The organism is Blautia sp. CAG:257 (assembly GCF_000433815.1).
Classification (GTDB): Bacteria; Bacillota; Clostridia; order Lachnospirales; family Lachnospiraceae; genus Blautia_A; species Blautia_A caecimuris.
In genome coordinates this window covers 11336-12022 of sequence record NZ_HF999118.1, presented here as the reverse complement: position 1 = coordinate 12022, position 687 = coordinate 11336, and the positions used below count along the sequence as shown (strand labels likewise).

Annotated in this window: 1 protein-coding gene; it reads right to left on the bottom strand. The window is 38.0% G+C overall.

Annotation, left to right across the window (positions count from 1 at the left end):
- Nucleotides 1-17 precede the first annotated feature (17 nt).
- Entirely contained in the window at nucleotides 18-491 is a 474-nt protein-coding gene (locus QVP40_RS13090; RefSeq protein WP_022068831.1) for a phage holin family protein, read from the bottom strand.
- Nucleotides 492-687 lie beyond the last annotated feature (196 nt).

Below are 687 nucleotides of genomic sequence, written 5' to 3'. Positions count from 1 at the left end.
AGACAGACAGCAATCCTTTAGGGAAAGCTGTCTTTGTCATTCAGCTCTTTTTTTAAAACAGAAATATATTTTTTCAATTTTTGAGGAATAGGAGCGCCCATTCGCCCTGCGTTTTCAATGATGGATAAAAGTTCATTCAGAGAATACCATACTGTAATAAAAACACCCAGATAGAAATGGGAAGGATAGACGATCCCAAGGCTGGAAGCGGAATTGTGCAATAATCCGTCTACAGAGAAAGCGCTTCCGATAACCAGCCAGCACCCTGTCTTTTTCAGGATTCCCAGAAATCCTTTACGGGAATTCCATCCATAAGAGATATTATCCGGGTGCTCAATGCCTTCTTTACGGCTGGCGAGCATACCTGTGATATAATCAATGATCATAAGAAATAAAAGACTTAGGATCAACATACCAAAAGTCTGAAATTTTGAACCGATCCAGGTGAGCATACCTGATAATAAGAGCTGTATAGTGTGTTCAGATTTCATGTGAATTTTCTCCTTTCTGACAGAAATTCCTTCTTTACGCGGTTTATATATTGAACAGACAGATGCAATTTATCTGCGATTTCAGTGGTTGAATATTTTTCAGACAGAATAAAATTCAGTATTTTCTGTCTGGTTGGAGAAAGTGATCTCATATATTCCTGAAGTGAAAGATTAAGTTCTATAAAACCGAAGTCGC